Annotated in this window: 28 protein-coding genes; all 28 read left to right on the top strand. The window is 38.1% G+C overall.

The window, feature by feature from the left end:
* The first annotated feature begins 17 nt into the window (after positions 1–17).
* Positions 18–920, top strand: coding sequence for a succinate--CoA ligase subunit alpha (gene sucD / locus ACIQXF_RS01030; protein ID WP_402777871.1), 903 nt, complete (start codon positions 18–20; stop codon positions 918–920).
* A 229-nt stretch (positions 921–1149) separates the two neighbouring features.
* Entirely contained in the window at positions 1150–2046 is an 897-nt protein-coding gene (gene dprA, locus ACIQXF_RS01025; RefSeq protein WP_402777868.1) for a DNA-processing protein DprA, read from the top strand.
* 91 nt (positions 2047–2137) lie between these two features.
* Positions 2138–4216, top strand: coding sequence for a type I DNA topoisomerase (gene topA / locus ACIQXF_RS01020; RefSeq protein WP_402777865.1), 2079 nt, complete (start codon positions 2138–2140; stop codon positions 4214–4216).
* Between the two features lie 18 nt (positions 4217–4234).
* Positions 4235–5548: an FADH(2)-oxidizing methylenetetrahydrofolate--tRNA-(uracil(54)-C(5))-methyltransferase TrmFO gene (gene trmFO, locus ACIQXF_RS01015; protein WP_402777862.1), complete on the top strand. Its 1314-nt coding sequence runs from the start codon at positions 4235–4237 to the stop codon at positions 5546–5548.
* Between the two features lie 684 nt (positions 5549–6232).
* A complete protein-coding gene (gene xerC / locus ACIQXF_RS01010; RefSeq protein WP_402777859.1) occupies positions 6233–7132 on the top strand; it encodes a tyrosine recombinase XerC in 900 nt (299 codons plus the stop codon).
* A gap of 21 nt (positions 7133–7153) precedes the next feature.
* Positions 7154–7699, top strand: coding sequence for an ATP-dependent protease subunit HslV (gene hslV, locus ACIQXF_RS01005; RefSeq protein ID WP_402777856.1), 546 nt, complete (start codon positions 7154–7156; stop codon positions 7697–7699).
* A complete protein-coding gene (hslU, locus tag ACIQXF_RS01000) occupies positions 7699–9099 on the top strand; it encodes an ATP-dependent protease ATPase subunit HslU (protein WP_402777853.1) in 1401 nt (466 codons plus the stop codon). The genes hslV and hslU overlap by 1 nt, the downstream gene beginning before the upstream one ends.
* Before the next feature lie 87 nt (positions 9100–9186).
* Positions 9187–9966 (top strand): GTP-sensing pleiotropic transcriptional regulator CodY, encoded by a 780-nt coding sequence (gene codY, locus ACIQXF_RS00995; protein ID WP_107923084.1) that lies wholly within the window; start codon positions 9187–9189, stop codon positions 9964–9966.
* 650 nt (positions 9967–10616) lie between these two features.
* Positions 10617–11009 (top strand): flagellar basal body rod protein FlgB, encoded by a 393-nt coding sequence (flgB, locus tag ACIQXF_RS00990; protein ID WP_402777849.1) that lies wholly within the window; start codon positions 10617–10619, stop codon positions 11007–11009.
* Positions 11010–11012: 3 nt separating this feature from the next.
* Positions 11013–11474 (top strand): flagellar basal body rod protein FlgC, encoded by a 462-nt coding sequence (flgC, locus tag ACIQXF_RS00985; protein ID WP_402777847.1) that lies wholly within the window; start codon positions 11013–11015, stop codon positions 11472–11474.
* A gap of 23 nt (positions 11475–11497) precedes the next feature.
* Positions 11498–11803 carry a flagellar hook-basal body complex protein FliE gene (gene fliE, locus ACIQXF_RS00980; RefSeq protein ID WP_402777844.1) on the top strand — a complete coding sequence of 102 codons (306 nt, stop codon included), beginning with the start codon at positions 11498–11500 and terminating at the stop codon, positions 11801–11803.
* 153 nt (positions 11804–11956) lie between these two features.
* Complete coding sequence (fliF, locus tag ACIQXF_RS00975) at positions 11957–13549, top strand: flagellar basal-body MS-ring/collar protein FliF (protein ID WP_402777841.1); 1593 nt, start codon at positions 11957–11959, stop codon at positions 13547–13549.
* A gap of 15 nt (positions 13550–13564) precedes the next feature.
* The gene (fliG, locus tag ACIQXF_RS00970; protein ID WP_100543939.1) at positions 13565–14578 is read left to right on the top strand and encodes a flagellar motor switch protein FliG; all 1014 of its coding nucleotides are present in this window, start codon (positions 13565–13567) and stop codon (positions 14576–14578) included.
* On the top strand, positions 14571–15359 hold the full coding sequence (gene fliH / locus ACIQXF_RS00965) for a flagellar assembly protein FliH (RefSeq protein WP_402777839.1): 789 nt from the start codon (positions 14571–14573) through the stop codon (positions 15357–15359). Before fliG ends, fliH begins: the two co-directional genes overlap by 8 nt.
* A 5-nt stretch (positions 15360–15364) precedes the next feature.
* On the top strand, positions 15365–16690 hold the full coding sequence (gene fliI / locus ACIQXF_RS00960) for a flagellar protein export ATPase FliI (protein WP_402777836.1): 1326 nt from the start codon (positions 15365–15367) through the stop codon (positions 16688–16690).
* A complete protein-coding gene (gene fliJ / locus ACIQXF_RS00955; RefSeq protein ID WP_402777833.1) occupies positions 16691–17140 on the top strand; it encodes a flagellar export protein FliJ in 450 nt (149 codons plus the stop codon). It begins immediately after the preceding gene.
* Between the two features lie 4 nt (positions 17141–17144).
* Positions 17145–17753, top strand: a complete 609-nt coding sequence (locus ACIQXF_RS00950; protein ID WP_402777831.1) for a MotE family protein — start codon at positions 17145–17147, stop codon at positions 17751–17753.
* 25 nt (positions 17754–17778) lie between these two features.
* Positions 17779–19074, top strand: a complete 1296-nt coding sequence (locus ACIQXF_RS00945) for a flagellar hook-length control protein FliK (protein WP_402777828.1) — start codon at positions 17779–17781, stop codon at positions 19072–19074.
* Positions 19075–19076: 2 nt separating this feature from the next.
* Positions 19077–19763 carry a flagellar hook assembly protein FlgD gene (gene flgD, locus ACIQXF_RS00940; RefSeq protein WP_402777825.1) on the top strand — a complete coding sequence of 229 codons (687 nt, stop codon included), beginning with the start codon at positions 19077–19079 and terminating at the stop codon, positions 19761–19763.
* 15 nt (positions 19764–19778) lie between these two features.
* A complete protein-coding gene (locus ACIQXF_RS00935) occupies positions 19779–20150 on the top strand; it encodes a TIGR02530 family flagellar biosynthesis protein (protein WP_402778254.1) in 372 nt (123 codons plus the stop codon).
* Between the two features lie 78 nt (positions 20151–20228).
* A complete protein-coding gene (locus ACIQXF_RS00930; protein ID WP_402777822.1) occupies positions 20229–21191 on the top strand; it encodes a flagellar hook-basal body complex protein in 963 nt (320 codons plus the stop codon).
* Positions 21192–21368: 177 nt separating this feature from the next.
* Entirely contained in the window at positions 21369–21590 is a 222-nt protein-coding gene (locus ACIQXF_RS00925) for a flagellar FlbD family protein (protein WP_049668748.1), read from the top strand.
* Entirely contained in the window at positions 21580–22008 is a 429-nt protein-coding gene (fliL, locus tag ACIQXF_RS00920) for a flagellar basal body-associated protein FliL (RefSeq protein ID WP_402777819.1), read from the top strand. Before ACIQXF_RS00925 ends, fliL begins: the two co-directional genes overlap by 11 nt.
* Positions 22009–22039: 31 nt before the next feature.
* On the top strand, positions 22040–23035 hold the full coding sequence (fliM, locus tag ACIQXF_RS00915; protein ID WP_402777816.1) for a flagellar motor switch protein FliM: 996 nt from the start codon (positions 22040–22042) through the stop codon (positions 23033–23035).
* Positions 23028–24245: a flagellar motor switch phosphatase FliY gene (fliY, locus tag ACIQXF_RS00910; RefSeq protein WP_402777813.1), complete on the top strand. Its 1218-nt coding sequence runs from the start codon at positions 23028–23030 to the stop codon at positions 24243–24245. The genes fliM and fliY overlap by 8 nt, the downstream gene beginning before the upstream one ends.
* A 21-nt stretch (positions 24246–24266) precedes the next feature.
* On the top strand, positions 24267–24629 hold the full coding sequence (locus tag ACIQXF_RS00905) for a response regulator (RefSeq protein ID WP_008180756.1): 363 nt from the start codon (positions 24267–24269) through the stop codon (positions 24627–24629).
* A gap of 10 nt (positions 24630–24639) precedes the next feature.
* Positions 24640–25314 carry a flagellar biosynthetic protein FliO gene (locus ACIQXF_RS00900; RefSeq protein WP_402777808.1) on the top strand — a complete coding sequence of 225 codons (675 nt, stop codon included), beginning with the start codon at positions 24640–24642 and terminating at the stop codon, positions 25312–25314.
* Positions 25311–25976, top strand: coding sequence for a flagellar type III secretion system pore protein FliP (gene fliP / locus ACIQXF_RS00895; protein WP_402777805.1), 666 nt, complete (start codon positions 25311–25313; stop codon positions 25974–25976). Before ACIQXF_RS00900 ends, fliP begins: the two co-directional genes overlap by 4 nt.
* Positions 25977–25983: the final 7 nt, after the last annotated feature.

Genomic DNA, 25983 nt, shown 5'->3' with positions numbered 1-25983 from the left:
GGAAGGCAGGGAGAATAATGGCTGTATTTATTAATAAAGATACAAAGGTAATTGTACAAGGGATTACGGGCGAAACAGCACTTTTTCATACAAAACAAATGCTTGAGTATGGTACAAAAATCGTAGCGGGAGTAACACCTGGTAAAGGCGGTCTTGAAATCGAGGGAGTACCTGTGTTTAACACTGTAGCAGAGGCTGTAGCTGCAACAGGTGCAACAGCATCTGTTATTTATGTACCTGCTCCATTTGCGGCAGATGCAATTTTAGAGGCTGTTGACGCTGAATTAGCATTAACGATCTGTATAACGGAGCATATTCCTGTCCTAGATATGGTTAAGGTTAAACGTTATATGGAAGGTAAAAAGACTCGTCTAGTAGGTCCAAACTGTCCAGGTGTTATAACAGCAGATGAATGTAAGATTGGTATTATGCCTGGCTATATCCATACAAAAGGGCATGTAGGAGTTGTTTCTCGCTCTGGTACGTTAACATATGAAGCCGTACACCAATTAACACAAGCTGGTATTGGTCAAACTACAGCTGTAGGTATCGGTGGTGACCCTGTCAATGGAACAAACTTTATCGATGTTTTGGAAGCATTTAATAATGACCCAGAAACATATGCGGTAGTAATGATTGGGGAAATCGGCGGTACAGCTGAAGAGGAAGCGGCTGAATGGGTTAAAGCGAATATGACGAAACCTGTCGTTGGCTTCATCGGTGGGCAAACAGCACCTCCAGGAAAACGTATGGGCCACGCTGGGGCTATTATTTCTGGTGGTAAAGGAACAGCAGCAGAGAAAATTAAGGCAATGAATGCAGCTGGCATTGAAGTAGCGGAAACGCCGTCTGTCATAGGTGAAACGCTTATTAAAGTAATTAAAGAAAAAGGGCTATACGAAAAGTGTAAAACCCATTAAAATGGAAGATGTAGCACATAGTGGCTACATCTTTTCTTTTCTCTATTTAGACACTGCTTAACATGCCTCTCATGAAATTGTGTTCAAGCGATGCAATTTCAAATTTTCCTACTTACTTAGTTTGAAAGTGTTGATATACTTTACGCCAAGGCGTAATTGATAGTATGTTGTGATGAAAATTTAAATATGCGGTCATTTAATTTCTTCTATTATAAAAGGAGGTTTTTAAATGATTTTTTCAGTCGATAAACAGAGATTACTAGCTTTGCATTATATATACCCATTACCACTTCAAAAACTTCAGCGATTATTGTCCCCGGTGGATGTATTTAGTAATTTTGAAGAAGCGCCCCCCTATGAGATTGCAAACGCACTGCAAATAACATTGCAAAGAGCCATGCAAATTTCTCAGAGCTTTCGACAAATTGCGACATTTCCGTTTGAAGAGGCCTATGAACGTTCTAATATTTTCCCCATCCCTTTTTATCATCCTTTTTATCCGGGGCAATTATTTGATATATCCAGTCCACCTACTGTATTGTATGTGAAAGGTCGGTATTCTCTATTAACGATAGAAAAGCAAGTAGCTATTATAGGCTCTAGAAAGGCTACAACTTACACAAAGACTGCGATGGACATAATTGTTCCACCTCTTGTTAAACATGGATATACGGTCGTGAGCGGGCTTGCAAGAGGGGCAGATACGATGGCTCATGAGACAACAATAAGAGTTGGTGGTCACACAATTGCGGTACTAGGACACGGTTTTAATTATATATATCCTAAAGAAAACCAAGTTCTTGCTGAGAAAATGGCTGAGCACCAGTTACTTGTCACGGAGTATCCTCCTTATATGAAGCCTGAGAAATGGCATTTTCCAATGCGTAACAGAATAATTAGTGGTTTGTCACAAGCTTTAGTCGTAACAGAAGCTGCATTAAGAAGTGGGACGCTCATCACAACAGAATGTGCACTTGAGCAAGGGAAAGATGTATTTGTTGTACCAGGTCCAATTGATGCGGAGCAGTCAAAAGGGACAAATAAATTACTATTAGAAGGGGCAATTCCAGTGTGCGATGGTCACGAAATCGTTCAAACACTTGCGCTCTTTTCTAACAAAAATTGAAAAAAAGTTGCATTATCTTAAAATCTGTTATACATTTTGCAACAGGTAACTTAAAAAATTAGCAATAGACCTCGCTAAGGGGGAGACATAGATGGCGGATTATTTAGTGATTGTAGAATCACCAGCAAAGGCAAAAACAATTGAACGTTATTTAGGGAAGAAATACAAAGTAAAGGCGTCTATCGGACATGTTCGCGACCTACCGCGTAGCCAAATGGGCGTTAGTGCCGAAAATAATTACGAACCTAAATATATTACTATTCGTGGTAAAGGACCTGTTTTACAGGAGTTAAAGTCTGCGGCTAAAAAAGTGAAGAAAGTCTATCTAGCGGCCGATCCAGACCGTGAGGGAGAAGCGATTGCTTGGCACCTTGCGACCGCGTTAAATATTGATATTCATTCAGATTGTCGTGTCGTTTTTAACGAAATTACAAAAGATGCGATTATCGATTCCTTTAAAAATCCACGTCCTATTAACATGGATTTAGTAGATGCACAGCAAACAAGACGTATATTGGACAGACTTGTTGGTTATAACATTAGCCCGATTCTTTGGAAAAAAGTTAAAAAGGGATTATCAGCAGGACGGGTTCAATCAGTTGCACTACGCATGATCATTGATCGTGAGAATGAAATTAAAAACTTCCAACCCGAGGAGTATTGGACAATTGAAGCCTCTTTTGAAAAAGGAAAAAAAACGTTCGATGCACTTTATTATGGTGATGGCAAAGACAAAATTAAATTAACAAATGAAGAACAAGTGAAAGCCATTTTAAAGAATGTTAAAGGTACAGATTTTGATGTTGTCAATGTATCTAAAAAAGAACGTAAACGAAACGCAGCACCGGCTTTTACAACATCTTCTTTACAGCAAGAGGCCGCGCGTAAGTTAAATTTCCGTGCCAAGAAAACGATGATGCTTGCACAACAATTATATGAAGGTATTGATATTGGTAAAAAAGAGGGTACAGTCGGTTTAATCACTTATATGCGTACCGATTCAACACGTATTTCAGAAACAGCAAAAGCGGAATCCATTGCATACATTGAATCCAAATACGGTAAGGAATATATTTCTACAGAAACGAAGCAGGCTAAAAAATCATCGAATGCACAAGATGCCCATGAGGCTATTCGTCCAACTAGTACGATGCGAACTCCAGATGAATTAAAAGCAGTCCTTAGTCGCGACCAATTGCGCTTATATCGTTTGATTTGGGAGCGCTTTATTGCAAGCCAGATGGCACCAGCAGTACTTGATACAGTTGCTGTAGACCTTCAAAATGGTGATGTTTTATTCCGTGCAAATGGCTCACAAGTTAAATTTGCAGGCTTTATGAAGCTATATATTGAGGGTACAGATGACCAAACAGAAGAGACAACTAAGCTTCTGCCTGAAATGGAAGTTGGCGATCAAGTAAAATCTCTTGAAATCGAGCCAAAGCAACATTTTACACAGCCACCACCACGTTATTCAGAGGCGCGTCTTGTAAAAACAATGGAAGAGTTAGGTATAGGGCGCCCGTCCACATACGCACCAACCCTCGATACAATTCAGCGCCGTGGCTATGTCGTGTTAGATGCAAAACGATTTATGCCGACAGAGCTAGGAGAAATCGTGCACCAACTCGTACTAGAATTTTTCCCTGATATTATAGATATCGAATTCACTGCACAAATGGAGCAAGATTTGGATGATATTGAAGAAGGTAGTCGTCAGTGGAAAGAAGTTGTACATGAGTTTTATAAGGATTTTGAGGTTCATGTAAAACATGCAGATGAGGCTATGGAAAAAGTTGTTATAAAAGATGAACCTGCGGGCGAGGATTGTGAGCTTTGCGGATCTCCAATGGTCTATAAGCTTGGAAGATATGGGAAATTTATGGCTTGTTCAAACTTCCCAGATTGCCGTAATACAAAAGCTATAATGAAACCTATTGGCGTAAAATGCCCTTCTTGTGAAACAGGTGAAATTGTAGAGCGCAAGAGTAAAACAAAGCGTTTATTCTATGGTTGCAATCAGTATCCTGAGTGTGAATTTGTCTCTTGGGACAAGCCAATTAATAGACCGTGCCCGAAATGTAGTGCATTATTAGTAGAGAAAAAAATTAAAAAAGGTGTGCAAATTCAGTGTACGAAATGTGACTATGAAGAGGCACCTACTCAATGATAGAAAGATGGTAAGAACATGACTGAACAAGTAGTAAATGTAATAGGTGCAGGTCTTGCGGGCAGCGAAGCGGCTTGGCAAATTGCTAAACGTGGTATCAAAGTTAAACTTTATGAAATGCGTCCAGTAAAGCAAACACCAGCTCACCATACTGATAAATTTGCGGAGCTTGTTTGTTCCAACTCTTTACGTGCTAATGGTTTAACAAATGCCGTAGGTGTTATTAAAGAAGAAATGCGTATTTTAGATTCTGTTATATTAAAGGCAGCTGATGCTTGCTCAGTACCAGCGGGTGGAGCTTTAGCAGTAGATCGTCATGAATTTGCAGGGTATGTGACGGACGCAGTGAAAAATCATCCTCTTGTGGAAGTCATTCATGAAGAAGTCACTGAAATTCCAGAAGGTATTACTGTGATTGCCACAGGCCCACTGACTTCGAAAGCTTTGGCAGAAAAAATTCAAGGCTTAACAGGCTTAGACTATCTATATTTCTATGATGCGGCAGCACCAATTATCGAAAAAGATAGTATTGATATGGATAAGGTTTATTTAAAATCTCGTTACGATAAAGGGGAAGCAGCTTATTTAAACTGTCCTATGACAAAGGAAGAATTCGATCGTTTCCGCCAAGCGTTGATCGATGCTGAGGTAGTGCCATTAAAAGAATTTGAAAAAGAAATTTACTTTGAAGGCTGTATGCCTATTGAAGTAATGGCATCACGCGGGGAGAAAACAATGTTATTTGGACCGATGAAGCCAGTAGGTCTTGAAGATCCGAAAACAGGGAAACGTCCATATGCTGTTGTCCAATTACGACAAGATGATGCAGCGGGTACTCTTTACAATATTGTTGGCTTCCAAACACATCTAAAATGGGGACCACAGAAAGAAGTACTACAGCTCATCCCGGGGTTAGAAAATGTTGAAATCGTTCGTTATGGAGTAATGCATAGAAATACGTTCATAAATTCACCAAAAGTTCTAGAGAAAACTTATCAGCTTCGTGAACAAAAAAATATTTTCTTCGCAGGTCAAATGACAGGTGTCGAAGGGTATGTTGAATCCGCTGGTAGTGGATTAATTGCTGGTATTAATGCAGCTCGATTAGCATTAGGGCAAGAACAGATTATTTTCCCATTTGAAACTGCGTTAGGAAGTATGGCGCGTTATATAACAGAAGCACAGTCGAAAAACTTCCAGCCGATGAATGTCAACTTCGGAATTTTCCCTGAATTACCTCCAGGTCGTCGTTCAAAACCAGAACGTGCAGAGATGCATGCAACACGAGCAATAAGCACAATTCGCAATTTTGTGAATTCACAAACAATTTAATTGCAAAAGGCCTCTAAAAGTTGATATACTCTTAGAGGCTTTTTCTTTTTTTTGTAGGCAAAATGCTTGTTTACACGTATTTTATTATTTTGTATGGAGATTTTCTCAAAATATAACCATTTTCACTTGCTATATTATGAAGATAGGTATAGTGTCAGTATGTATGTTTATCTTCATTCAGCAAAAGACTCCCATCTCTATAGATGGTGAGATGAATGCGATTTTGATTACTTTCTCAGTGGGTATCTAAACACCTACTGAAATAGAGGAACTCAGTCAAAGAACGCCACGTCCTGTGGCAAAGACTGAGTGACCAATATCATGTTGTTGCTGTCGCTACGCTTTCGCACAGACAAAACCATGTTGCTGCCACTGCGTTAACACTACGTTTTCGCACAGAAAACATTTGTTGGTCCAAAGCCTCCGGCGGATGTTACGGATTTTCAAAGGAGGCCTACACGATGTTGGTCAGTTAACCGTTGTCACAGGAAGTGACGGTTTTAGGTTAACTTCCTAAAATAGCACAATTCAAAATCCGAACGCAATTACGCCAAGGCGAAATTGATTAACGATACCTTAAGCAACAATTTAATGAAGGGTATGAACGAAAGAATTCATCCTTTGTTTTGCAAGTGTAAGTAATTTGACAAGGTTTTTAATAATTCATTGGTGGTGAATCTTTAAATGTTAGTTTCGTCCCAAGATGCACTTGAACAGTTCATGCTTTACATCCAGGTTGAAAAGAACTTCTCTGTTCATACGGTGCGAGAATATGAATCAGACCTACTAGATTTTTTAGCCTTTTTACAAGCAGAGGGTGTGAATGATTTAGCTAGTGTTGAGTATATACATGCACGTCTTTATGTAACAAAGTTGTACGATGAAAAAAGAGCAAGATCTTCTGTATCAAGAAAAATTTCTTCGATACGCTCCTTTTTTCGCTTTCTAAATAGACAGTTCGGCTTAGATGATGGGGCATTTCGTTCACTTTATCATCCGAAAAAAGAATCACGCTTACCTAGTTTTTTCTACGAAGAGGAATTAATGCAGCTATTTAATGCGAATACTGGTGATGATTTGAAATCATTAAGAAATATGGCTATATTAGAGCTGTTATATGCGACAGGTATTCGTGTAAGTGAGCTCACTTCAATTCAAGTGGGAGATGTAGATTTTCATTATTCAATTATTAGAGTAATGGGAAAAGGGCGAAAAGAACGTATTATTCCATTCGGTCAATTTGCGAGTTTAGCTATGCAGGACTACATAGAGCAAGCTCGTCCAAGATTGATGAAAAAAACAAATCATCAGCAATTATTTGTCAACATGCGCGGTGGGGAACTTACTCCTCGAGGGGTACGTCATATTTTAACAGAAATGATTGACAAGGCCTCACTCCATACGAAAATATATCCACATATGCTTCGTCACACCTTTGCCACACACTTATTGAATAATGGCGCAGATTTACGTACGGTGCAGGAGTTATTGGGCCACACACATTTATCTTCTACGCAGGTTTACACACATGTAACAAAAGAGCATCTTCGTCAAACATATATGAATGCTCATCCGAGGGCATAATAGAGATAAGGAGGAAGGCAAATGGGACAAATTCATGCGACAACGATATTTGCAGTTCATCATAATGGGGGTTGCGCTATGGCTGGTGATGGCCAAGTGACCCTTGGGAATGCGGTTGTGATGAAGGGTACAGCTAGGAAGGTCAGACGTCTGTTTAATGGGCATGTACTTGCTGGCTTTGCTGGATCGGTTGCCGATGCTTTTACACTTTTTGAGATGTTTGAAGGAAAATTAAATGAATACAATGGCAATTTACAGCGTGCTGCCGTAGAAGTTGCAAAGCAATGGCGCGGCGATAAAATGCTACGTCAATTAGAAGCTATGCTACTTGTAATGGATAAAAACACGCTCCTTCTTGTTTCAGGAACAGGAGAAGTAATTGAACCTGATGATGGTATTTTAGCAATTGGTTCAGGGGGTAACTATGCATTATCTGCAGGCCGTGCTTTAAAAAAGTATGCAGGTGATACAATGACTGCACGTGAAATTGCAGAGGCGGCATTAGAGACTGCGGCTGAAATATGTGTATTTACGAATCATAATATTATCGTGGAGGCGCTTAACTAATGAAACAAAATAATTTAACGCCAAGACAAATTACTGAGCATTTGGATCGTTATATCGTTGGGCAAAATGAAGCAAAACGGGCAGTTGCAATTGCCTTACGTAATCGTTATCGTCGCTCGCTTTTAAGTGATGATATGAAGGCTGAGGTTCTTCCTAAGAATATTTTAATGATTGGGCCAACAGGTGTTGGGAAAACAGAAATTGCTAGAAGAATTGCGAAGTTAACGAATGCACCCTTTGTCAAAGTTGAAGCAACGAAATTTACAGAAGTGGGATATGTTGGACGTGATGTAGAGTCGATGGTGCGTGATGTCGTAGAAGCTTCACATCGTCTTGTAAAGGAAGAGATGATGGAGTCTGTGAAGGAGCAAGCAGAAGAACTAGCAAACGAAGCGATTGTTAAATTATTGGTTCCTTCCTTACGTAAGAAACAAACCATGCAAAATCCATTTGAAATGTTGTTTGGTGGTAAAGACTCACAATCAAATGACGATACATCTTCTGATGAAACTGAAGTACGTTCCAAACGTGCGCAAATCGCCATCGATTTACGTAATGGTAAATTAGAAAATGAATGGATTACAGTTGAAGTTACAGAACAAAATTCTTCTATTTTTGATGCATTACAAGGAACGGGTATGGATATGTCTGCAAATAGTGGTATGCAGGATATGCTATCTAGTTTGATGCCTAAAAAAACGAAGAAACGTAGGGTCCAAGTTAAAGATGCGCGACGTATTCTAACAATTGAGGAAGCAAATAAGCTAATAGATGCAGATGAGGTTGCGCAAGAAGCAATATTAAGAGCTGAACAGTCAGGTATTATTTTCATTGATGAAATCGATAAAATCGCTAGTAAGGAAAGTAACTCTTCTGCGAGTGTATCACGTGAAGGTGTGCAACGTGATATTCTACCAATAGTTGAGGGTTCAACTGTCACTACTAAGTATGGTGCTGTGAAAACAGACTACATGCTTTTCGTTGCGGCCGGAGCATTCCACATGTCAAAGCCTTCAGACTTAATTCCTGAATTACAAGGTAGATTCCCGATTCGAGTAGAGCTTGAAAAATTAACAAAACAAGATTTTGTACGTATTTTACAAGAGCCAGACCAATCGCTGATTTTGCAATATAAGGCATTGTTAGAAACTGAGGGCGTGGAAATAAACTTTACAGAAGATGCGATTGAACGAATTGCAGAAATTGCAACAGAGGTTAATCAGGAAACAGATAATATAGGAGCTCGACGTTTGCATACGATTTTAGAACGTTTGCTAGAAGAATTATCATTTGAAGCATCTGAAATTGCACCTGCAAATATCCCGATCACTGCTGCATATGTAGATCAAAAACTTGCGGGTATAGTAAAAAACAAAGATTTGTCACAGTTTATATTGTAAGATAAGGCTGAATAGTATCATTCAGTTGTAAAAACATTTAGAATATTAAGTGAATACTCTTCGGATTATTTATAGGAGGAACATATAATGAATTTATTAGAAAAAACGCGTAAAATTAACTCAATGCTTCAAGCATCTGCTGGTAAGCCAGTAAACTTCAAGGAAATGGCAGATACATTAGGGGACATTATTGACAGTAATGTTTATATTGTGAGCCGAAAAGGGAAACTTTTAGGTATCTCAATTCACCAACAAATTGAAAACGAACGTATGAAAAAAATGTTCGAAGAGCGTCAATTCCCAGAAGAATACACACATAGCTTATTTACAATTTCTGAGACATCTTCAAATTTAGATATTAATAACGAACACACGGCCTTCCCGGTTGAAAACAAAGAGTTATTCCAAAACGCATTAACAACGATTGTACCGATTGTTGGTGGTGGTGAGCGTCTTGGTACGTTAATTCTTGCTCGTTTATCTGCACAATTCGAGGATGATGATTTAATTTTAGCTGAGTATGGTGCAACAGTAGTTGGTATGGAAATTTTACGTGAGAAATCTGAGGAAATCGAAGAGGAAGCTCGTAGTAAAGCTGTTGTACAAATGGCGATTAATTCTCTTTCATATAGTGAGTTAGAGGCTATTGAACATATCTTTGAAGAACTTGATGGAAATGAAGGTTTACTTGTTGCTTCAAAAATTGCAGACCGAGTTGGTATTACACGTTCAGTAATCGTAAATGCATTACGTAAACTAGAATCTGCAGGTGTAATCGAATCTCGCTCTCTAGGTATGAAAGGTACTTACATTAAAGTACTAAACGATAAATTCTTAAATGCATTAGCAGAGATTAAAATGAAATAAGATATACTTTCTTTAAAAGGCATCTGGAACAATTTTGTTCCAGATGCCTTTTTTTGAACTCTTAAGCATTTATAGGTATGAGTCTAGCTGATTAGTAATGCTTTATTTAGACAAGCAGGTAGTACTATGTCATGAAGGTAGATATCTCTATATTAAAATTTATTAGTTAAGTTCTAAACTTAAAAACGTTACTTCATTTCTTTTTCACCAAGTCTATTCGCTGGAATTTCACTACTATTAGCATAAAAGTTAAGATACAACCTCCTCTTTTGTTACTTGTTTGCTAGTATCGTAAATTTTCCTATGAATTAATTTGCACCATTTGTACCTTGATTGAAGTAGTAAAAAGGAACTCCGGATTAGACATTAAGTCGAACGCGATAAAGTGAAAAAAAGGAATTATTTAATATGAAAACCGTAAACACTGTCGAAATAGTGTAAATTAACTAGAAAGAAGGTGGACCTCTATAAACGCAGGTGGCTCAAGGGGTGCGGCTGTTTTGTCCTGGTTAATCGCGGAAAAAAATAGGGCGTATATACTATTAAAAAATGACAAAAGACAATAGACACTAAGGATTATCTTAATTACAATTGAATTACTGGATAAATTAAGATGTAAAAAGATAGAAATAAAAATGAGGTGAATGGTTTTGAATTTATTTGGAGGAACTATTAGTAGCCTGGAAAATGGTCTTTCCTACGCAACGTTAAAACATAAAACAATCGCCAATAACATTGCGAATGTCGATACGCCAAATTACAAGGCGAAAAGTGTAAGTTTTAAGGATATGTTGGAAGAAGAACAACAAACTTCAATTTCGTCATATCGAACTGATAGTAGACATTATGATTTTTCAATTCGACAATCTACGCCTGGTGTAAATAATATCGATGGCTTACGATATCGAAATAACGGAAATGCTGTAGATATGGACGCAGAACAGGCTAAATTGGCAGAGAATCAAATCTATTACAATGCTTTAATTGACCGTATGAACGGTAAGTTTAATACATTGAACACTGTTATAAAAGGAGGTAAGTAATATATGTCTATTTTTCATGGAATGAATACCACTGCCTCAGCTTTAACAGCGCAGCGTTTACGTATGGATGTCATTTCTTCAAATATGGCTAACATGGATTCAACGCGTGCTAGACAAGTGAACGGGGAGTGGGAACCCTATCGCCGCAAGTCTGTAACATTCACTGCTCAAGAGGGACAGTTTTCAAAATTCTTTAATGTTGCTCTTGGTAAGAACGCAAAAAGTGGCGTTGGCAACGGTGTGAAAGTTACACAAATTAAAGAAGATAGAGAAACACCTTTCAAACTTGTGTATGATCCAACTCATCCAGATGCAAATGCAGATGGCTATGTTAATATGCCGAATGTGGATCCATTAAAAGAAATGGTAGATTTAATGTCAGCTACTCGTTCTTATGAGGCAAACGTAACCGTTTTTAATGCAAATAAATCCATGCTGACAAAGGCTTTAGAGATTGGTAAATAAATAAGAGGAAAGGAAGATACATAATGACAATTTCGTCCGTTTCACTAATGGCACCTACTCAGGTTGTAAATGAAACTAATAAACTCAATACGACACCTTATGAAGCACAACAGAGCTTTGCGAACTCGTTAAAAGAAGCAATAGCTAAAGTTAATGATCAGCAAATTACGTCTGATAAATTCACACAAAAGTTGATTAACGGTGATGATGTAGAGTTGCATGATGTGATGATTGCATCACAAAAGGCGAGCATTACATTAAATGCAACAATTGAAGTTCGCAATAAGGTGATTGAAGCTTACCAAGAAATAATGCGAATGAGTGTCTAGCTTTATTGAACAGGCGATACATTCACTATTGACATAAAGATTATATCTCTTAAGGTTCAAACTACTTTAAATACATAATTGAATGTTAAGAGATATCACTGTTTTCGCAAATTATTAATGGCTAGGTTATTCACTATAACCGGAGGATTCGTAATGAATGAACGATTGACGAAAATAAAAAACGACACCAGCCAATTTTGGACAAGTCGTAGTAAAAAACAAAAATTTGTAATGATTGGTTCACTAGTAGGGGTAATAGCCCTTGCAGCTATTGTTACATTTTTTGCGACAAGAACTACATACGTACCACTTTATAAGGATTTATCGACAAGAGAAATCGGACAGGTAAAGGAAGCGTTGGACAAGCAAGGTGCAAAGTATGAAATTGCACCAGGAGGAACAACGATTTTAGTACCTGAGGATCAAGCAGATTCACTATTAGTGCAATTAGCATCGGAAGGATATCCACAAACAGGAACGATTGATTACTCCTTTGCGAACAGCTCTGGATTTGGTATGACAGATAATGAGTTTAACCTATTAAAAAAAGCAGCAACTGAAACAGAAATAGCTAAGCTCATTAAAAATCTAGAAGGTGTAAAAGATGCAAAAGTTATGATTAATGTTCCTGAAGAAGGACTTTTCGTAAACGATACAAAAGAAGAAGCTACTGCATCGATTGTATTGAATACCGATCCTGGATATAAATTTACAGAGCAACAAATTGCAACTATGTACAACTTAGTTGCTAAAAGTATTCCAAACTTAAAAACTGATAATATCGTTATTTCTAACCAATTCTCTGAGTACTTTGATCTTAATGCAGCAACTGCTGATGGAACATCAACAACGACAGCTGAAGGTCAGTTACAAATGAAGAAAATGGTTGAGCGTGATCTACAACGTCAAGTGCAAAATATGCTAGGTACGTTAATGGGGCAGGACAAAGTTATGGTTTCTGTCACAACAGACATCGATTTCAAAAAAGAAATTCGTCAAGAAAAACTAGTTACTCCAGTTGATGAAGAGAATATGGCCGGAATCGCTATTAGTGCTCAACGCATTTCGGAGCAATATTCTGGTACAGGAGCTACTGCAACTGGCACACCTGAAGCTGAAACAACAACAGATAACTTTACAACTTATAACGAAGGTGCAAATGGTAACGGTGATTACGAACGTACAGAAGAAACAATTAATAATGAAGTGAACCGTATAAACAAAGATATCCAAGAGGCACCGTATAAAATTCAAGATATAGGTATCCAAGTAATTGTTGAACCACCGACAGCAACTGATGCAGCATCATTACCGGATGGGGTTCGTCAGGATATCGAGAAAATTTTAAGTACTATTGTTCGTACGACGATTTCAAAAGATGTAGCAGCTGAACTTACACAAGATCAAATCAATGAGAAAGTGGCAGTATCAGTACAACCGTTATATGGTAAGGCTACAGATGTAGCTAACGAAAAATCTGTTATTCCATGGTGGATTTGGGTAGTTGGCGGTATATTACTAGCTGTAATATTATTGCTTGCATTCTTCATTATCCGTTCACGTAAACGTGCGAAGGAAGAAGAAGAGCTTAGCATCCTAGAAGAACAAGAAGAACTAATGATTGATGATATTAATGAAGAAATTGAAACGGAAGCTACAATGCGTCGTAAGCAGCTTGAAAAAATGGCAAAAGATAAGCCAGACGATTTTGCAAAGTTACTGCGTAGTTGGATTGCGGAAGACTAACTAGGAGGTTCGGCTGTGTCCAAGAAAGAAAAAGAATTAACCGGAAAACAAAAGGCCGCTCTCTTGTTAATTTCATTAGGGCCTGAGGTTTCGGCTTCTGTCTATAAACATTTAACAGAGGAAGAAATAGAACGTTTAACATTAGAAATTTCAAGTGTAAAAAAAGTAGAAGCAAATGTTAAAGAGGAGATTATTGAAGAATTCCATAATATTGCTCTTGCGCAAGATTATATTACCCAGGGTGGTATTGGTTATGCGAAGACAGTGTTAGAGAAAGCTCTTGGTGTAGAGCAAGCACAAACGATTATTAATCGTTTAACATCTTCTTTACAAGTGCGACCTTTTGACTTTGCACGTAGAGCTGATCCATCACAAATTTTTAACTTTATACAAAATGAACATCCACAAACAATTGCCCTTATTCTATCTTATTTAGAGGCAGGGCAAGCGGGTGTAATCTTATCTTCATTACCGCAGGAAGTACAGGCTGATATTGCTAAACGTATAGCTGTTATGGAATCAACCTCACCTGAAGTCATTAGTGAGATTGAATCTGTATTAGAGCGTAAATTATCATCGACTGTTACACAAGATTACACAGAAACGGGTGGCATTGATGCAGTCGTTGAAGTGTTAAATGGTGTAGATCGTCAAACAGAAAAAACGATTCTCGATGCACTCGAAATTCAAGATCCAGAGCTTGCAGAAGAAATCAAAAAACGTATGTTTGTATTCGAGGACATTGTTACGCTCGACAACCGTTCGATTCAACGTGTTATTCGTGATTGTGAAAATGAAGACTTATTACTATCAATGAAAGTTTCAAGTGAGGAAGTAAAAGACATTATTTTCCGCAATATGTCGCAACGTATGGCTGAGACCTTTAAAGAAGAGATGGAAATTATGGGGCCTGTACGCTTACGTGACGTAGAGGAGGCACAATCTCGAATTGTTGCGGTTATTCGTCGCCTAGAGGATGCTGGTGAAATTATTATTGCACGTGGTGGAGGAGATGACGTCATTGTCTAAAATCATCCGTTCTATATATGCACAAACCAATGGCGATGAAGTAAAAAAGATACAAATTCGTGACATGTTTGAGACGTCTGAAGTAGAAATAGAAGATGAAGAAGCTTCACCTCAACTTACTTTGGTAGAAGTACTGGAAGAGCGCAATCGCTTACTCGCAGAAGCTAGATTTACTATTGAGGCTGATCGACAGGCTTTTGAACAAGAGAAGCAAATATTCCTCCAAGAGATAGAACACTTAAAGCAAAGTTGGGAAGAAGAGCGACCTAACCGAGTGCAAGAAGCTTATGACGAAGGATTTGGTCAAGGCTATGAGGATGGGATAAACAAAGCTAATGAAGTGATGACACAATCACTCCAAACAGCTAATGAAGTAATTACTCATGCAAGAGAGAATGCAAGAAAATATATTGAAGATCAGGAAGCTATCCTATTAGAGTTAGGCTTAACTGCAGCAGAGCGAATTATTAATGCTTCTTTAGAGCGGGATAATGAATTGTTTGTTTCTATCGTTCGTCGAGGACTTAAAGAAGCGAGAGAAATGAAGGAAATAAAAATTTATGTTTCACCTACCTATTATGCATTAATTACGTCTAATCGAGATGAACTTGCTGAAATGTTCCCAACAGACGTACCATTTATGATTTTTGTAAATGAAGATTTGGAAAATGAAACAGATTGCTATATTGAAACAAATCATGGTCGCATTGTAGTAAGTATTGATGAACAGTTGAATGAACTAAGATTAAAGCTACATGAAATATTAGAAAGTAAGGAATGATCTAGATGAAAACGGCTCAATTAATCGAACAAATTCCTCATATGCCGACTTTTAAAAAGTTTGGTAGAGTAACTAGAGTTGTCGGCTTGATGATTGAGTCGCAAGGTCCAGAAAGTTCTATTGGTGATGTTTGTAAAATTCATGTGGAAACATCAAAAAATGGTCATCAGATCATCTTAGCGGAGGTTGTTGGTTTTAAAGATGAAATTGTCGTCTTAATGCCTTTTACCTCTCTTCGAGAAATATCAATTGGCTGTCTAGTTGAAGGCACAGGGGCACCGCTTGAAGTAAAAGTGGGTCCTGAGCTGATTGGTAAAGTACTTGATTCTATGGGGAATCCAATAGATGGAACTTTATTACCGAAAGGATTAATGTCAGTCCCAACAGAACAGGATCCACCAAATCCACTGACGCGTCCACCGATTAATGAAAGACTTGAAGTTGGTGTTAAGGCAATTGATGGCATGCTCACAGTTGGCAATGGACAACGTGTAGGTATTTTCGCTGGTTCCGGGGTCGGGAAAAGTACATTACTAGGTATGATTGCACGAAATACGCAAGCTGATTTAAACGTGATTGCACTAGTTGGAGAGCGTGGTCGTGAGGTCCGTGAATTTATAGAACGCGATTTAGGGCCTGAAGGTTTAAGTAGATCCATAGTAGTAGCTGCCACTTCTGATCAGCCAGCATTGATGCGTATTAAAGGGGCCTTTACCGCAACAGCGATTGCAGAATATTTTAGAAATCGTGGTTTAAATGTCATGTTGATGATGGACTCTGTGACTCGTGTTGCTATGGCTCAGCGTGAGATTGGACTAGCGACAGGAGAACCACCAGCTCAAAAAGGATATACACCATCTGTTTTTGCGATTTTACCTAAACTATTAGAGCGCACAGGTACGAATGAAAAGGGCTCCATTACTGCCTTCTATACAGTATTAGTAGATGGTGATGATATGAATGAGCCAATTGCAGATACTGTGCGAGGGATTTTAGATGGTCATATTGTCCTTGATCGAAACCTTGCCAATAAAGGTCAATATCCAGCTATTAATGTATTGAAAAGCGTTAGCCGTTTGATGAATCATGTGGCAGAGCCAGAACATAAAAAGGCTGCAGAGAGACTAAGGGAGCTTTATTATACATATGACAAGTCGGAGGATCTAATTAACATCGGCGCCTATAAACGTGGGACATCAAAAGAAATTGATGAAGCTATTTATTATGAACCTCTTATTACGACATATTTAAAGCAGGGCTATTTAGAAAAAGTGACTCTTGAGGAAAGTATGAATGAGTTAATTACATTATCTAACGGTGGTGGAAAGTAGATGGTTAGTTATATTTATCGTTTTGAAAAAGTGTTAACCATTCGTGAGCAGGAGAAAAATGAAACTGAAATTGCCTATAAAGAATCGGTACGCGCTTTTGAAGCAATAGCAACTAAACTATATGAATTGCTGAAGAAGAAAGAAAATCTAATAGAGTTTCAGCAGGAACGTTTAGCTGTAGGTTCATCTATAGAAGAGATTCATCATTATGCTCGTTTTATTGATAGTCTAGAAAAAACAATTGCTGAAGTACAGCAGAAAGTTGTACAAGCCCGTGCAAAAATGAATTGGCACGAAGAAAAACTACTAGAAAAAAACTTAGAAGTACGTAAATTCGAAAAAATGCGAGAAAAGGATTTTAAGTTATACCAGCAAGAGCAAGATCGTATCGAAGGCATTTTTCTAGATGAGATATCATCGCTTACGTATAACAAGAGAGAAATCAGGTGATTTCATGGCAAAAAAAGATAATCGACTTACAACGGAATTAGCAGAACCACAATCAAAGCGTAAATCTGGTGGTCTTCTAAAGTTTTTTACTTGGATTGTACTGCCAATCATGACCGTAGTAGCAGTTTTACTTGTTGTTGCAACGCTAATGAATACGAATGTCTTTGATTTAGGAAAAAAGGCAATTGGAAGCTTACCTTTTGTTCCATCTGAAGAGCAACAAGCAAAAGATGCTGTTGTTAATAATGATTCGAAAATGGTCAAATTACAGGCCGAAATGCAAGAAAAAGAAGCAGAGATTGCTCAGTTACAAAAGAAATTAGAGACGACAATAACTGAGAAGGATAAGCTAGCTACAGAAAAAGAACAGCTTCAATTTGAAATTGAAAAATTAAATCGAGAGCAAGATCAAGTAAAGCGTGATTTTACTGATATTTTATCAACCTTTGATAAGATGTCCCCTAAAGCTGCAGCGCCGGTGCTTATTAAAATGAGCGATACAGAGGCTCTCCGTATTTTAACAAATTTAAAGCCGGATAAATTAGCAGCAATTCTAGAAAAAATGAGCCCACAGGATGCGGCGAAATATACAGAAATGATGACGAAACAATAAGGGTATATGAAGGGAGGTGAAATTTATGGAAATGGCAATGATGCAAATGATGTCGAAGGCTATGCCAACTAAAACAGCAGCTACAAAACCTGCTTCAACAGCAGGGGATTCTACTGTTAAAACAAGTGGAGCAACGAACAAAGATAATCTATCAACGTTTGGTTCTGTTTTTGGACAAATTATATCTTCTAATAATCAAACACAGCAGTCTAAACAGCCAACAGAGACAAATGATACTGCTGAATTAGCTTCTATTTTAAATGCTGATTCTGTTGAAGACGTATTAGATTTACTAGGTATTCCACACGATGATGGTTTATTAATGCTGCAAATTGGTGAAGATGGCAAAGCTGTTGCGATGGATGAAATGCTAAATCTTGAAAATTTAATGGATGCATTAGGAATTGATTCCGAGCAGCTTCAAAAATTAGTACAACAGTTGCTAGGAGACGATAAAGAAGCTAAAGATGTATGGGAGCTTTTAGCACTAGTAGATGTTCAGGCGCCAATGTTACAAGCACAAGTTGTTGCAGCATTACAGGGTGAAGGGCAAGTAACACCAAAAGAGGCAACACAATTACTTCAAGTATTAAAGCTAGCACAATTAGTTGGACAAAAGACGGATCTAACAGCTCAACAAGAAAGTTTGTTATCTAACGTTAAAGATCTTTTAACGACGATGCAAACACAAGTGGAGACAATTCAATCTGCTCAGCAAGTGACAACCAAAACTACCTTAACATTACCGATACAGGGCTTTCAGAAAGTGGTTCAACAAGTAGTTCAACAAGTTGAGGCTACTCAGAAGACTGACACAAGTGCTAATGAAATGGTGACATCCAATACAGTTCAAACAAAGGCAGATACTTTCGAAGTAACACTGCCAGCAGCAAGGCCAGCACAGTCTGAAGCATTACTGAAAGAGATGCAAGCAATCATCAATAGAGCTCAAATCTCTAATGCACAAGGTATTACGCGTTTAACATTGAAATTGTATCCTGAAAATCTAGGGACAATTCGTATTGAACTTGTACAAAATGACGGTGTACTTACAGCGCGACTACTTGCTTCAACTGCTCATGGACGTGAATTACTTGATAGTCAGTCACATCAACTTAAGCAAGCCTTTGTACAGCAAAATATCCAAGTGGATCGTCTTGATATTGCTCAATCATTACAAGATGCAGATCGCCAACAACGCGATCAAAGCTTCTTCAATAATTTCTTTAAGCAACAGCAGGAAGATGAGCAACAGCAAAATAATGACGATGATGATGAAGGCAAATCCTTTAGTGATTACCTAATAAACGAGGAGGTGTAAATATGGCAGATACAACGACAAATACAACATATTCAACAATAACTGATGACTTATATTATTCAAATTATCAGAAACCAACAAAGCAAACAGGTAATAGTGAACTTGGGAAGGATGCTTTTCTTCAATTACTCATTACGCAATTACAACACCAAGATCCAACAAATCCAATGGACGACCGAGAATTTATTTCTCAAATGGCTCAATTCTCTTCATTAGAGCAAATGCAAAATATGACGAAGGCAATGGAATCATTACTGGCTTCCCAGCAGCAAACGCAAATGATGAGTTATTCATCCTTTATTGGTAAGGAAGTGAAATGGCATGAGGTTACCGATGAGAAGGATGAAAAAGGTGATTTTGTTATCAATGAAGGAACGGGCGTTATTGAATCATTAAAATTTGTTGATGACAGTGTAGTGTTCACGTTGGCTGATGGTAAGGAAATAACTCCTGGCAATATCTCGGGGATATTGGGTGGTTCAGGAACGGCTTCAAATGGCAATAACATCACGGAATCGCCACTAGTACAGGCTAGTAAACTAATTGGTAAAAATGTTACGTATATGGACGGCGAGCAAGAACTACAAGGACGTATCGTTTCTGTAACAAATAAAGATGGCGTTATTCATTATGTATTAGACAATGACAAAAAATTAACTGATAAAGAATTTACTGTAATTAGCGAATAAAGGTGGAGAAGAATGATGGACAAGTTTTCAATTCATCGTGTACCCTTGCATCCATCTATTCGTCAAACGCAACCTACAGCTATAAAATCACAGCAATCGTTTAAAGCGCATTTACAGGAAGCTACCAATCAACAAGAGTTAAAAGTGAGTAAGCATGCGCATGAACGTATCATCGAGCGTAATATAGCGATTTCTGAACAAGAGTGGCAGGTTGTATCGGATAAGGTATTTGAAGCACACTCTAAAGGTGTCAAACAGCCATTAGTCTTGATGGATCAAGCGGCTTTAATTGTCAGTGCTAAAAACGCTACTGTCATTACAGCAATGGATCGCACGGAGGCAAAGCAACAATTGTTTACAAATATTGATGGCACTATAGTGCTTTAAGGGCTGGACCTTTGATAGGAAGCCTAGGTGTGCTGATTGATCGAGGCACCCAATTATAAACGAAGGGAGAACGACATTATGTTACGTTCTATGTATTCAGGTATTTCAGGTCTTAAAAACTTCCAAACAAAACTAGACGTTATTGGTAATAATATTGCTAACGTTAATACTTACGGCTTTAAAAAAGGTCGTGTAGTTTTTAAAGATTTAATCTCTCAAATGAATTCAGGTGCATCTTCACCGACTCAAACTCGAGGCGGTGTCAACGCTATACAGATTGGGTTGGGGGCACAGCTAGCGGCTATTGATACAATTCATGGTTCTGGTTCACTACAAACAACTGCACGCGTATTAGATTTAGCTATTTCTGGTGATGGTTTCTACATGGTGGGCGACGCAAATGGCTCTCCAAATGATGAGGGGGTAATTGACGATGAGGGATATAGCAATATTCTCTATACACGTGCTGGTAACTTTTATTTAGACAGAAATGGTTATTTAGTAAATGCTGATGGTAAATATTTAGTTGGTCACGCAAGTGACGAGCTATCAATTTCAGAAGATGAAACAATTGATGGTTCTGCTGCTGATGAACAAAAGGCTGATAATGGATTAGCGGATATCGAAGGTAATATTACAGAAGAGATGGATTTTGCCGCCGATATTTCGCCAATTCGAATCCCTACAACTGCTCAAAAAATGTCTATTGGACAAGATGGTACTGTTGAGTATGTTGACTACAAAGGGGACCGTCAATATGCAGGACAGCTAATACTTGTTAAATTCCCGAATGCTGGAGGCCTTGAAAAAGTTGGAGGTAACTATTATCAATCTACAGCTAACTCTGGGGACCCATATGCCCAAGTAGCAACGGTGGCAGGAATTGGTTCTGTTGAATCTGGCTTCCTTGAAATGTCTAACGTAGACCTTTCAGAAGAATTCACAGAAATGATTGTTGCACAACGTGGTTTCCAATCGAATACTCGTATAATTACAACTTCAGATGAAATTCTTCAAGAGTTAGTAAACTTAAAACGATAGGTTAAAAGAATTAAATTATTTTTAGTTCTGTCGCCAAGTGCGTGTAGGAATGCTTTATTCACGCATATATTACTAGGACAACTTCTTAGTAAGGCAAGCTGGTGTCAGACTGCCAAAACATAATTTCATATGAGGGAGGGTCGGGCCGGCTCTCATGCTAGACCCGGCCCTATTTCAATGATTGAACTAACACGTCTAAATGGCAAAGCATTCACATTGAATGCTTTATACATAGAAACGGTCGAATCTTTTCCTGATACGACCATAACATTAACGACTGGAACCAAAATCATTGTTTTACAGAGTGAAGATGAGGTGCGACAAAAGGTAACAGCCTTTTATAAAAATATACAAATACTATCAAACCCGCATCTACGAGGTGAAGAAGATGAAGAATAACAAAATGTTGACGATGATTATCATCGTACTAGTAGCAATCATACTTATCGGGGGTGTTGCTTTTGTATTGTTTACTCAATTCAATAAGCCATCAGGATCTCTTGAACCGACGATTGATGAAATCGTAGTAGCATCTGTTGAAATTCCGGAAATTACAACTAATCTAGCCGATAACAGAGTTGTGCGTATGTCTTTAAAAATTCAAACATCCAATAAAGATGCTGCTGCTGAATTAACGAAGCGTACTTTCCAAGTGCAAAACATTGTAATTCAAGAGCTTTCCGAAATGGAGCAAAAAGATTTAGAAGGTAAACAAGGTAAACAAATTTTCCAAAAATCATTAAAAACAAGATTAAATGAATTGATGCAAGAGGGAGAAGTTCAGGAAGTTTATTTTACCTCCTTCATCACTCAATAAAACACAAACTGCTTGAAATGGAGGTGGGCAAATGGCAGGAGATGTGTTATCTCAATCTGAGATAGATGCGCTGCTTTCCGCGATATCAACCGGGGAAATGTCAGCCGATGACATAAAAAAAGAAGACGAGGGGCGCAAGGTTAAGGTCTATGACTTTAAACGAGCACTTCGCTTCTCAAAAGATCAAATCCGAAGTTTGACCCGTATACACGAAAATTTTGCACGACTACTGACAACATTCTTTTCTGCACAGCTAAGAAGTTATGTGCAGATTACTGTTGCTTCGGTGGACCAAATACCATTTGAAGAGTTTGTTCGTTCGATTCCGAACATGACACTCATTAATGTGTTTGAAGTGCCGCCATTAGATGGTAATATATTGATGGAAATAAACCCAAACATTGCCTACTCAATGTTGGATCGTTTAATGGGTGGTAGCGGGGCGAGTCATAGTAATGTGGATAACTTAACAGAAATTGAAACAAAAATTATGACGAACCTTTTTGAGCGTTCATTCGACAATTTACGCGAGGCCTGGGAAAATGTTGCAGAAATCGATCCGATTTTAGTAGAGCTTGAGGTCAATCCTCAATTTTTACAAATGATTTCACCCAATGAAACGGTTGTCGTTATTTCATTAAATACGATAATTGGTGAGACAAGCGGTATGATTAATATTTGTATCCCGCATGTTGTATTGGAACCAATTGTTCCAAATCTTTCAGTTCGCTACTGGATGCAGACAAATACAAAAGAGATGTCTCCAGAGCAAACAAAGATGCTTGAAACACGTGTTAAACAAGCAAAATTACCTCTTTCCGTTGAACTAGGTATTACAGACATCACTATTGAGGATTTCCTTACAATGCAAGTTGGGGATGTTATTCAGTTAGAACAAAAAATTGAAGATCCACTACTATTAAAGGTAGGGACATTACCGAAATTTACAGTTCAACCAGGAAAGCAAGGCAAAAAATTAGCAATCCAGATTATCGACCCTTTGAAAGGAGGAGACGAAGATGAGTGATGAAATGCTCTCCCAAGAAGAAATTGAAGCGTTATTAAGGGGCGAAACGTTGGAAGATAAAAACAGCGGCACTGAAGCTTCTACAAATGATGACATGAATGATATGCGAGTAGAGGATTACCTCGATTCGTTTGCACAAGATGCATTAGGTGAGGTAGGAAATATATCTTTTGGTAGCTCTGCCACAGCACTTTCAGCGTTATTAGGTCAAAAAGTAGATATTACTACCCCAAGTATTTCAATGATTAACCGTAATAAATTAGAAGAGGAATTTCCTCATCCTTATGTAGCAGTACAAGTTGAATATACGATTGGTTTAACAGGTATGAATTTACTTGTTATTAAACAATCTGATGCAGCGATAATTGCTGATTTAATGTTAGGTGGAGATGGATTAAATCCGAAGCCAGACTTAGGTGAGATTCAGTTAAGTGCTGTTCAAGAAGCTATGAACCAAATGATGGGTTCTGCAGCTACTTCGATGTCGACAGTATTCAACAAAAAAGTGGATATTTCACCACCGACAATCGATTTAATGAATATTTCCCAAAATGAAGGCCGAGAAAATATCCCAGAAGATGATTTACTCGTAAAAGTATCCTTCAGATTGAGAATCGGTAATTTAATTGATTCAAATTTAATGCAATTATTACCGTTGAAATTCAGCCAAAATATTGTCAAATCTCTATTAGGAGAAACCGAATCAATCGAGGAACCTGTGGCAGCGACGATTGCACCTGAAGCGCCAATAGCACCGCAGCCTGTGCAACCACAAGCACCTGTCACATTACCAACACAGCCAGTATATCAACAGCATGAAGCGCAAGCACAGCAACCAATGTATCAAGAACAACAACAGATACCTTATGCAACTAGACCAGCTCAACCAGTCAATGTTCAACAAGCGCAATTTGCTAGTTTTGATACAAATGTAGTCTCGCAATCTGAAGCTAGAAATTTAAATATGCTACTTGATATTCCATTGCAAGTTACTGTAGAGTTAGGACGTACGAAACGTTCTGTTAAAGAGATTTTAGAACTATCTAGTGGTTCGATTATTGAACTAGATAAATTGGCTGGTGAACCAGTTGATATTTTAGTAAATAGCCGTTTAATCGCTAAAGGTGAAGTCGTTGTTATTGACGAAAACTTCGGTGTCCGCATTACAGATGTTTTAAGTCAAGCAGAGCGTTTGAATAATTTAAGATAGTTTCAATTGGAGGAGTTAACCATGTCTAAAAGAATTTTGATTGTAGACGATGCTGCATTCATGCGCATGATGATCAAGGATATTTTATCGAAAAATGGGTTTGAAGTTGTTGGGGAGGCAGCTGACGGTTTACAGGCTGTTGAAAAATACAACGAATTAAAACCAGATTTAGTAACGATGGATATTACGATGCCTGAAATGGATGGTATTGCCGCTCTTAAAGCTATTAAGGGTTCAGATCCGAGTGCAACTGTAATCATGTGTTCAGCAATGGGACAACAAGCAATGGTAATCGATGCAATTCAAGCTGGTGCGAAAGACTTTATCGTTAAGCCTTTCCAAGCTGATCGTGTAATTGAAGCGATTCAAAAAGCTCTAGGATGATCGCATGCAAATGTTAAAATCATTTCGTCTAACGATGATTTTCGCATTTCTTGTATCCTTCCTATTTTTGTACCCTACACCCGCTTCTGTGTATGCAGAATCTGATACGAATAGTGTCGATGATTGCATTAATAAACCAGAAGCTTGTTATGGAGATAATAGTGATCCAGCTGCTAAGGAAAATTCAAATCTATCAGCAGCTGGAGACATATCTGCATGGGAATACATAAAAATGGTTTTGGCGCTTATTTTTGTTGTAGCTTTATTTTATGGGTTGATGAAGTTTTTAAATAAAAGAAATTTAAACTTTCAACGCAACCAAATGGTACAAAATTTAGGCGGTTTATCGTTAGGTGCACAAAAGTCAGTACAGTTATTACAAGTTGGTAAAACACTCTATTTAGTTGGGGTCGGTGAAAATGTCCAGCTGTTACGTGAAATTACTGATCCTGATGAAGTTGCAACACTTTTAGCACTTTATAATGAACGACAAGAACTTGCAGCAACATCACCGTATATTGCAGAAGTATTATCTAAGTTTAAGAGAAAAAATAGTGAGAGTTCATCAACACAACAAAATCAAGACTCGTTTGGTGAACTATTTGAAAAAAAGATTTCCGAAATTAAACAGGAGCGCAGTGAAGAACTGGAGAGATGGAAGCAGAAGGAGAATGATGATAAATGAATGATGCAATCAGTATTTTTTCTAACAGCGATCCGACAAATGTCTCAAGTGCTGTGAAGCTCCTCTTGCTATTGACAGTTCTTTCTCTGGCACCAAGCATTTTAATTTTAATGACTTCGTTTACACGAATTGTTATCGTTCTATCGTTTGTCCGTACCGCGCTGGCGACACAGCAAATGCCTCCAAATCAGGTCATTGTAGGTCTTGCCTTGTTTTTAACTTTCTTTATTATGGCGCCAACTTTTCAAGAGGTTAATAAAGAGGCATTACAGCCGTTATTTTCCGAGGAAATTGGGATTGAGGAAGCATATGATCGGGCAAGTGTACCTTTTAAAGAGTTTATGAGTAAGCATACAAGGCAAAAGGATCTTGATTTGTTTTTAAAATATAATCAAGCCGAAAAGCCAGCGTCTGTAGAAGATATTCCTCTTACAATGCTTGTACCTGCGTTTGCATTGAGTGAGATTAAAACAGCGTTCCAAATAGGGTTTATGATTTTTATACCATTCCTAGTAATCGACATGATTGTAGCGAGTACGCTAATGTCGATGGGGATGATGATGTTACCACCGGTTATGATTTCATTACCGTTTAAGATTTTATTATTTGTACTCGTCGATGGCTGGTACCTCGTGATGAAATCCTTACTACAAAGTTTTTAGGGGATGA

The organism is Lysinibacillus sp. NPDC097231 (assembly GCF_044761885.1).
GTDB lineage: Bacteria > Bacillota > Bacilli > Bacillales_A > Planococcaceae > Lysinibacillus.
Note: the sequence above shows the minus strand (reverse complement) of the source record. Positions and strands in the feature narration are given on the sequence as shown.

Excerpts from the sequence above, each read along its gene's own strand:
- fliP (WP_402777805.1), top strand. The coding sequence starts at position 25,311 with ATGAATGATGCAATCAGTATTTTTTCTAACAGCGATCCGACAAATGTC.
- ACIQXF_RS00950 (WP_402777831.1), top strand. The coding sequence starts at position 17,145 with ATGGCAAAAAAAGATAATCGACTTACAACGGAATTAGCAGAACCACAA.
- trmFO (WP_402777862.1), top strand. The coding sequence starts at position 4,235 with ATGACTGAACAAGTAGTAAATGTAATAGGTGCAGGTCTTGCGGGCAGC.
- fliI (WP_402777836.1), top strand. The coding sequence starts at position 15,365 with ATGAAAACGGCTCAATTAATCGAACAAATTCCTCATATGCCGACTTTT.
- sucD (WP_402777871.1), top strand. The coding sequence starts at position 18 with ATGGCTGTATTTATTAATAAAGATACAAAGGTAATTGTACAAGGGATT.
- flgD (WP_402777825.1), top strand. The coding sequence starts at position 19,077 with ATGGCAGATACAACGACAAATACAACATATTCAACAATAACTGATGAC.
- ACIQXF_RS00945 (WP_402777828.1), top strand. The coding sequence starts at position 17,779 with ATGGAAATGGCAATGATGCAAATGATGTCGAAGGCTATGCCAACTAAA.
- codY (WP_107923084.1), top strand. The coding sequence starts at position 9,187 with ATGAATTTATTAGAAAAAACGCGTAAAATTAACTCAATGCTTCAAGCA.
- fliY (WP_402777813.1), top strand. The coding sequence starts at position 23,028 with ATGAGTGATGAAATGCTCTCCCAAGAAGAAATTGAAGCGTTATTAAGG.
- fliM (WP_402777816.1), top strand. The coding sequence starts at position 22,040 with ATGGCAGGAGATGTGTTATCTCAATCTGAGATAGATGCGCTGCTTTCC.
- ACIQXF_RS00905 (WP_008180756.1), top strand. The coding sequence starts at position 24,267 with ATGTCTAAAAGAATTTTGATTGTAGACGATGCTGCATTCATGCGCATG.
- xerC (WP_402777859.1), top strand. The coding sequence starts at position 6,233 with ATGTTAGTTTCGTCCCAAGATGCACTTGAACAGTTCATGCTTTACATC.
- hslU (WP_402777853.1), top strand. The coding sequence starts at position 7,699 with ATGAAACAAAATAATTTAACGCCAAGACAAATTACTGAGCATTTGGAT.
- ACIQXF_RS00900 (WP_402777808.1), top strand. The coding sequence starts at position 24,640 with ATGTTAAAATCATTTCGTCTAACGATGATTTTCGCATTTCTTGTATCC.
- fliJ (WP_402777833.1), top strand. The coding sequence starts at position 16,691 with ATGGTTAGTTATATTTATCGTTTTGAAAAAGTGTTAACCATTCGTGAG.
- flgC (WP_402777847.1), top strand. The coding sequence starts at position 11,013 with ATGTCTATTTTTCATGGAATGAATACCACTGCCTCAGCTTTAACAGCG.
- fliL (WP_402777819.1), top strand. The coding sequence starts at position 21,580 with ATGAAGAATAACAAAATGTTGACGATGATTATCATCGTACTAGTAGCA.
- fliE (WP_402777844.1), top strand. The coding sequence starts at position 11,498 with ATGACAATTTCGTCCGTTTCACTAATGGCACCTACTCAGGTTGTAAAT.
- ACIQXF_RS00935 (WP_402778254.1), top strand. The coding sequence starts at position 19,779 with ATGGACAAGTTTTCAATTCATCGTGTACCCTTGCATCCATCTATTCGT.
- fliF (WP_402777841.1), top strand. The coding sequence starts at position 11,957 with ATGAATGAACGATTGACGAAAATAAAAAACGACACCAGCCAATTTTGG.
- dprA (WP_402777868.1), top strand. The coding sequence starts at position 1,150 with ATGATTTTTTCAGTCGATAAACAGAGATTACTAGCTTTGCATTATATA.
- ACIQXF_RS00930 (WP_402777822.1), top strand. The coding sequence starts at position 20,229 with ATGTTACGTTCTATGTATTCAGGTATTTCAGGTCTTAAAAACTTCCAA.
- topA (WP_402777865.1), top strand. The coding sequence starts at position 2,138 with ATGGCGGATTATTTAGTGATTGTAGAATCACCAGCAAAGGCAAAAACA.
- hslV (WP_402777856.1), top strand. The coding sequence starts at position 7,154 with ATGGGACAAATTCATGCGACAACGATATTTGCAGTTCATCATAATGGG.
- ACIQXF_RS00925 (WP_049668748.1), top strand. The coding sequence starts at position 21,369 with ATGATTGAACTAACACGTCTAAATGGCAAAGCATTCACATTGAATGCT.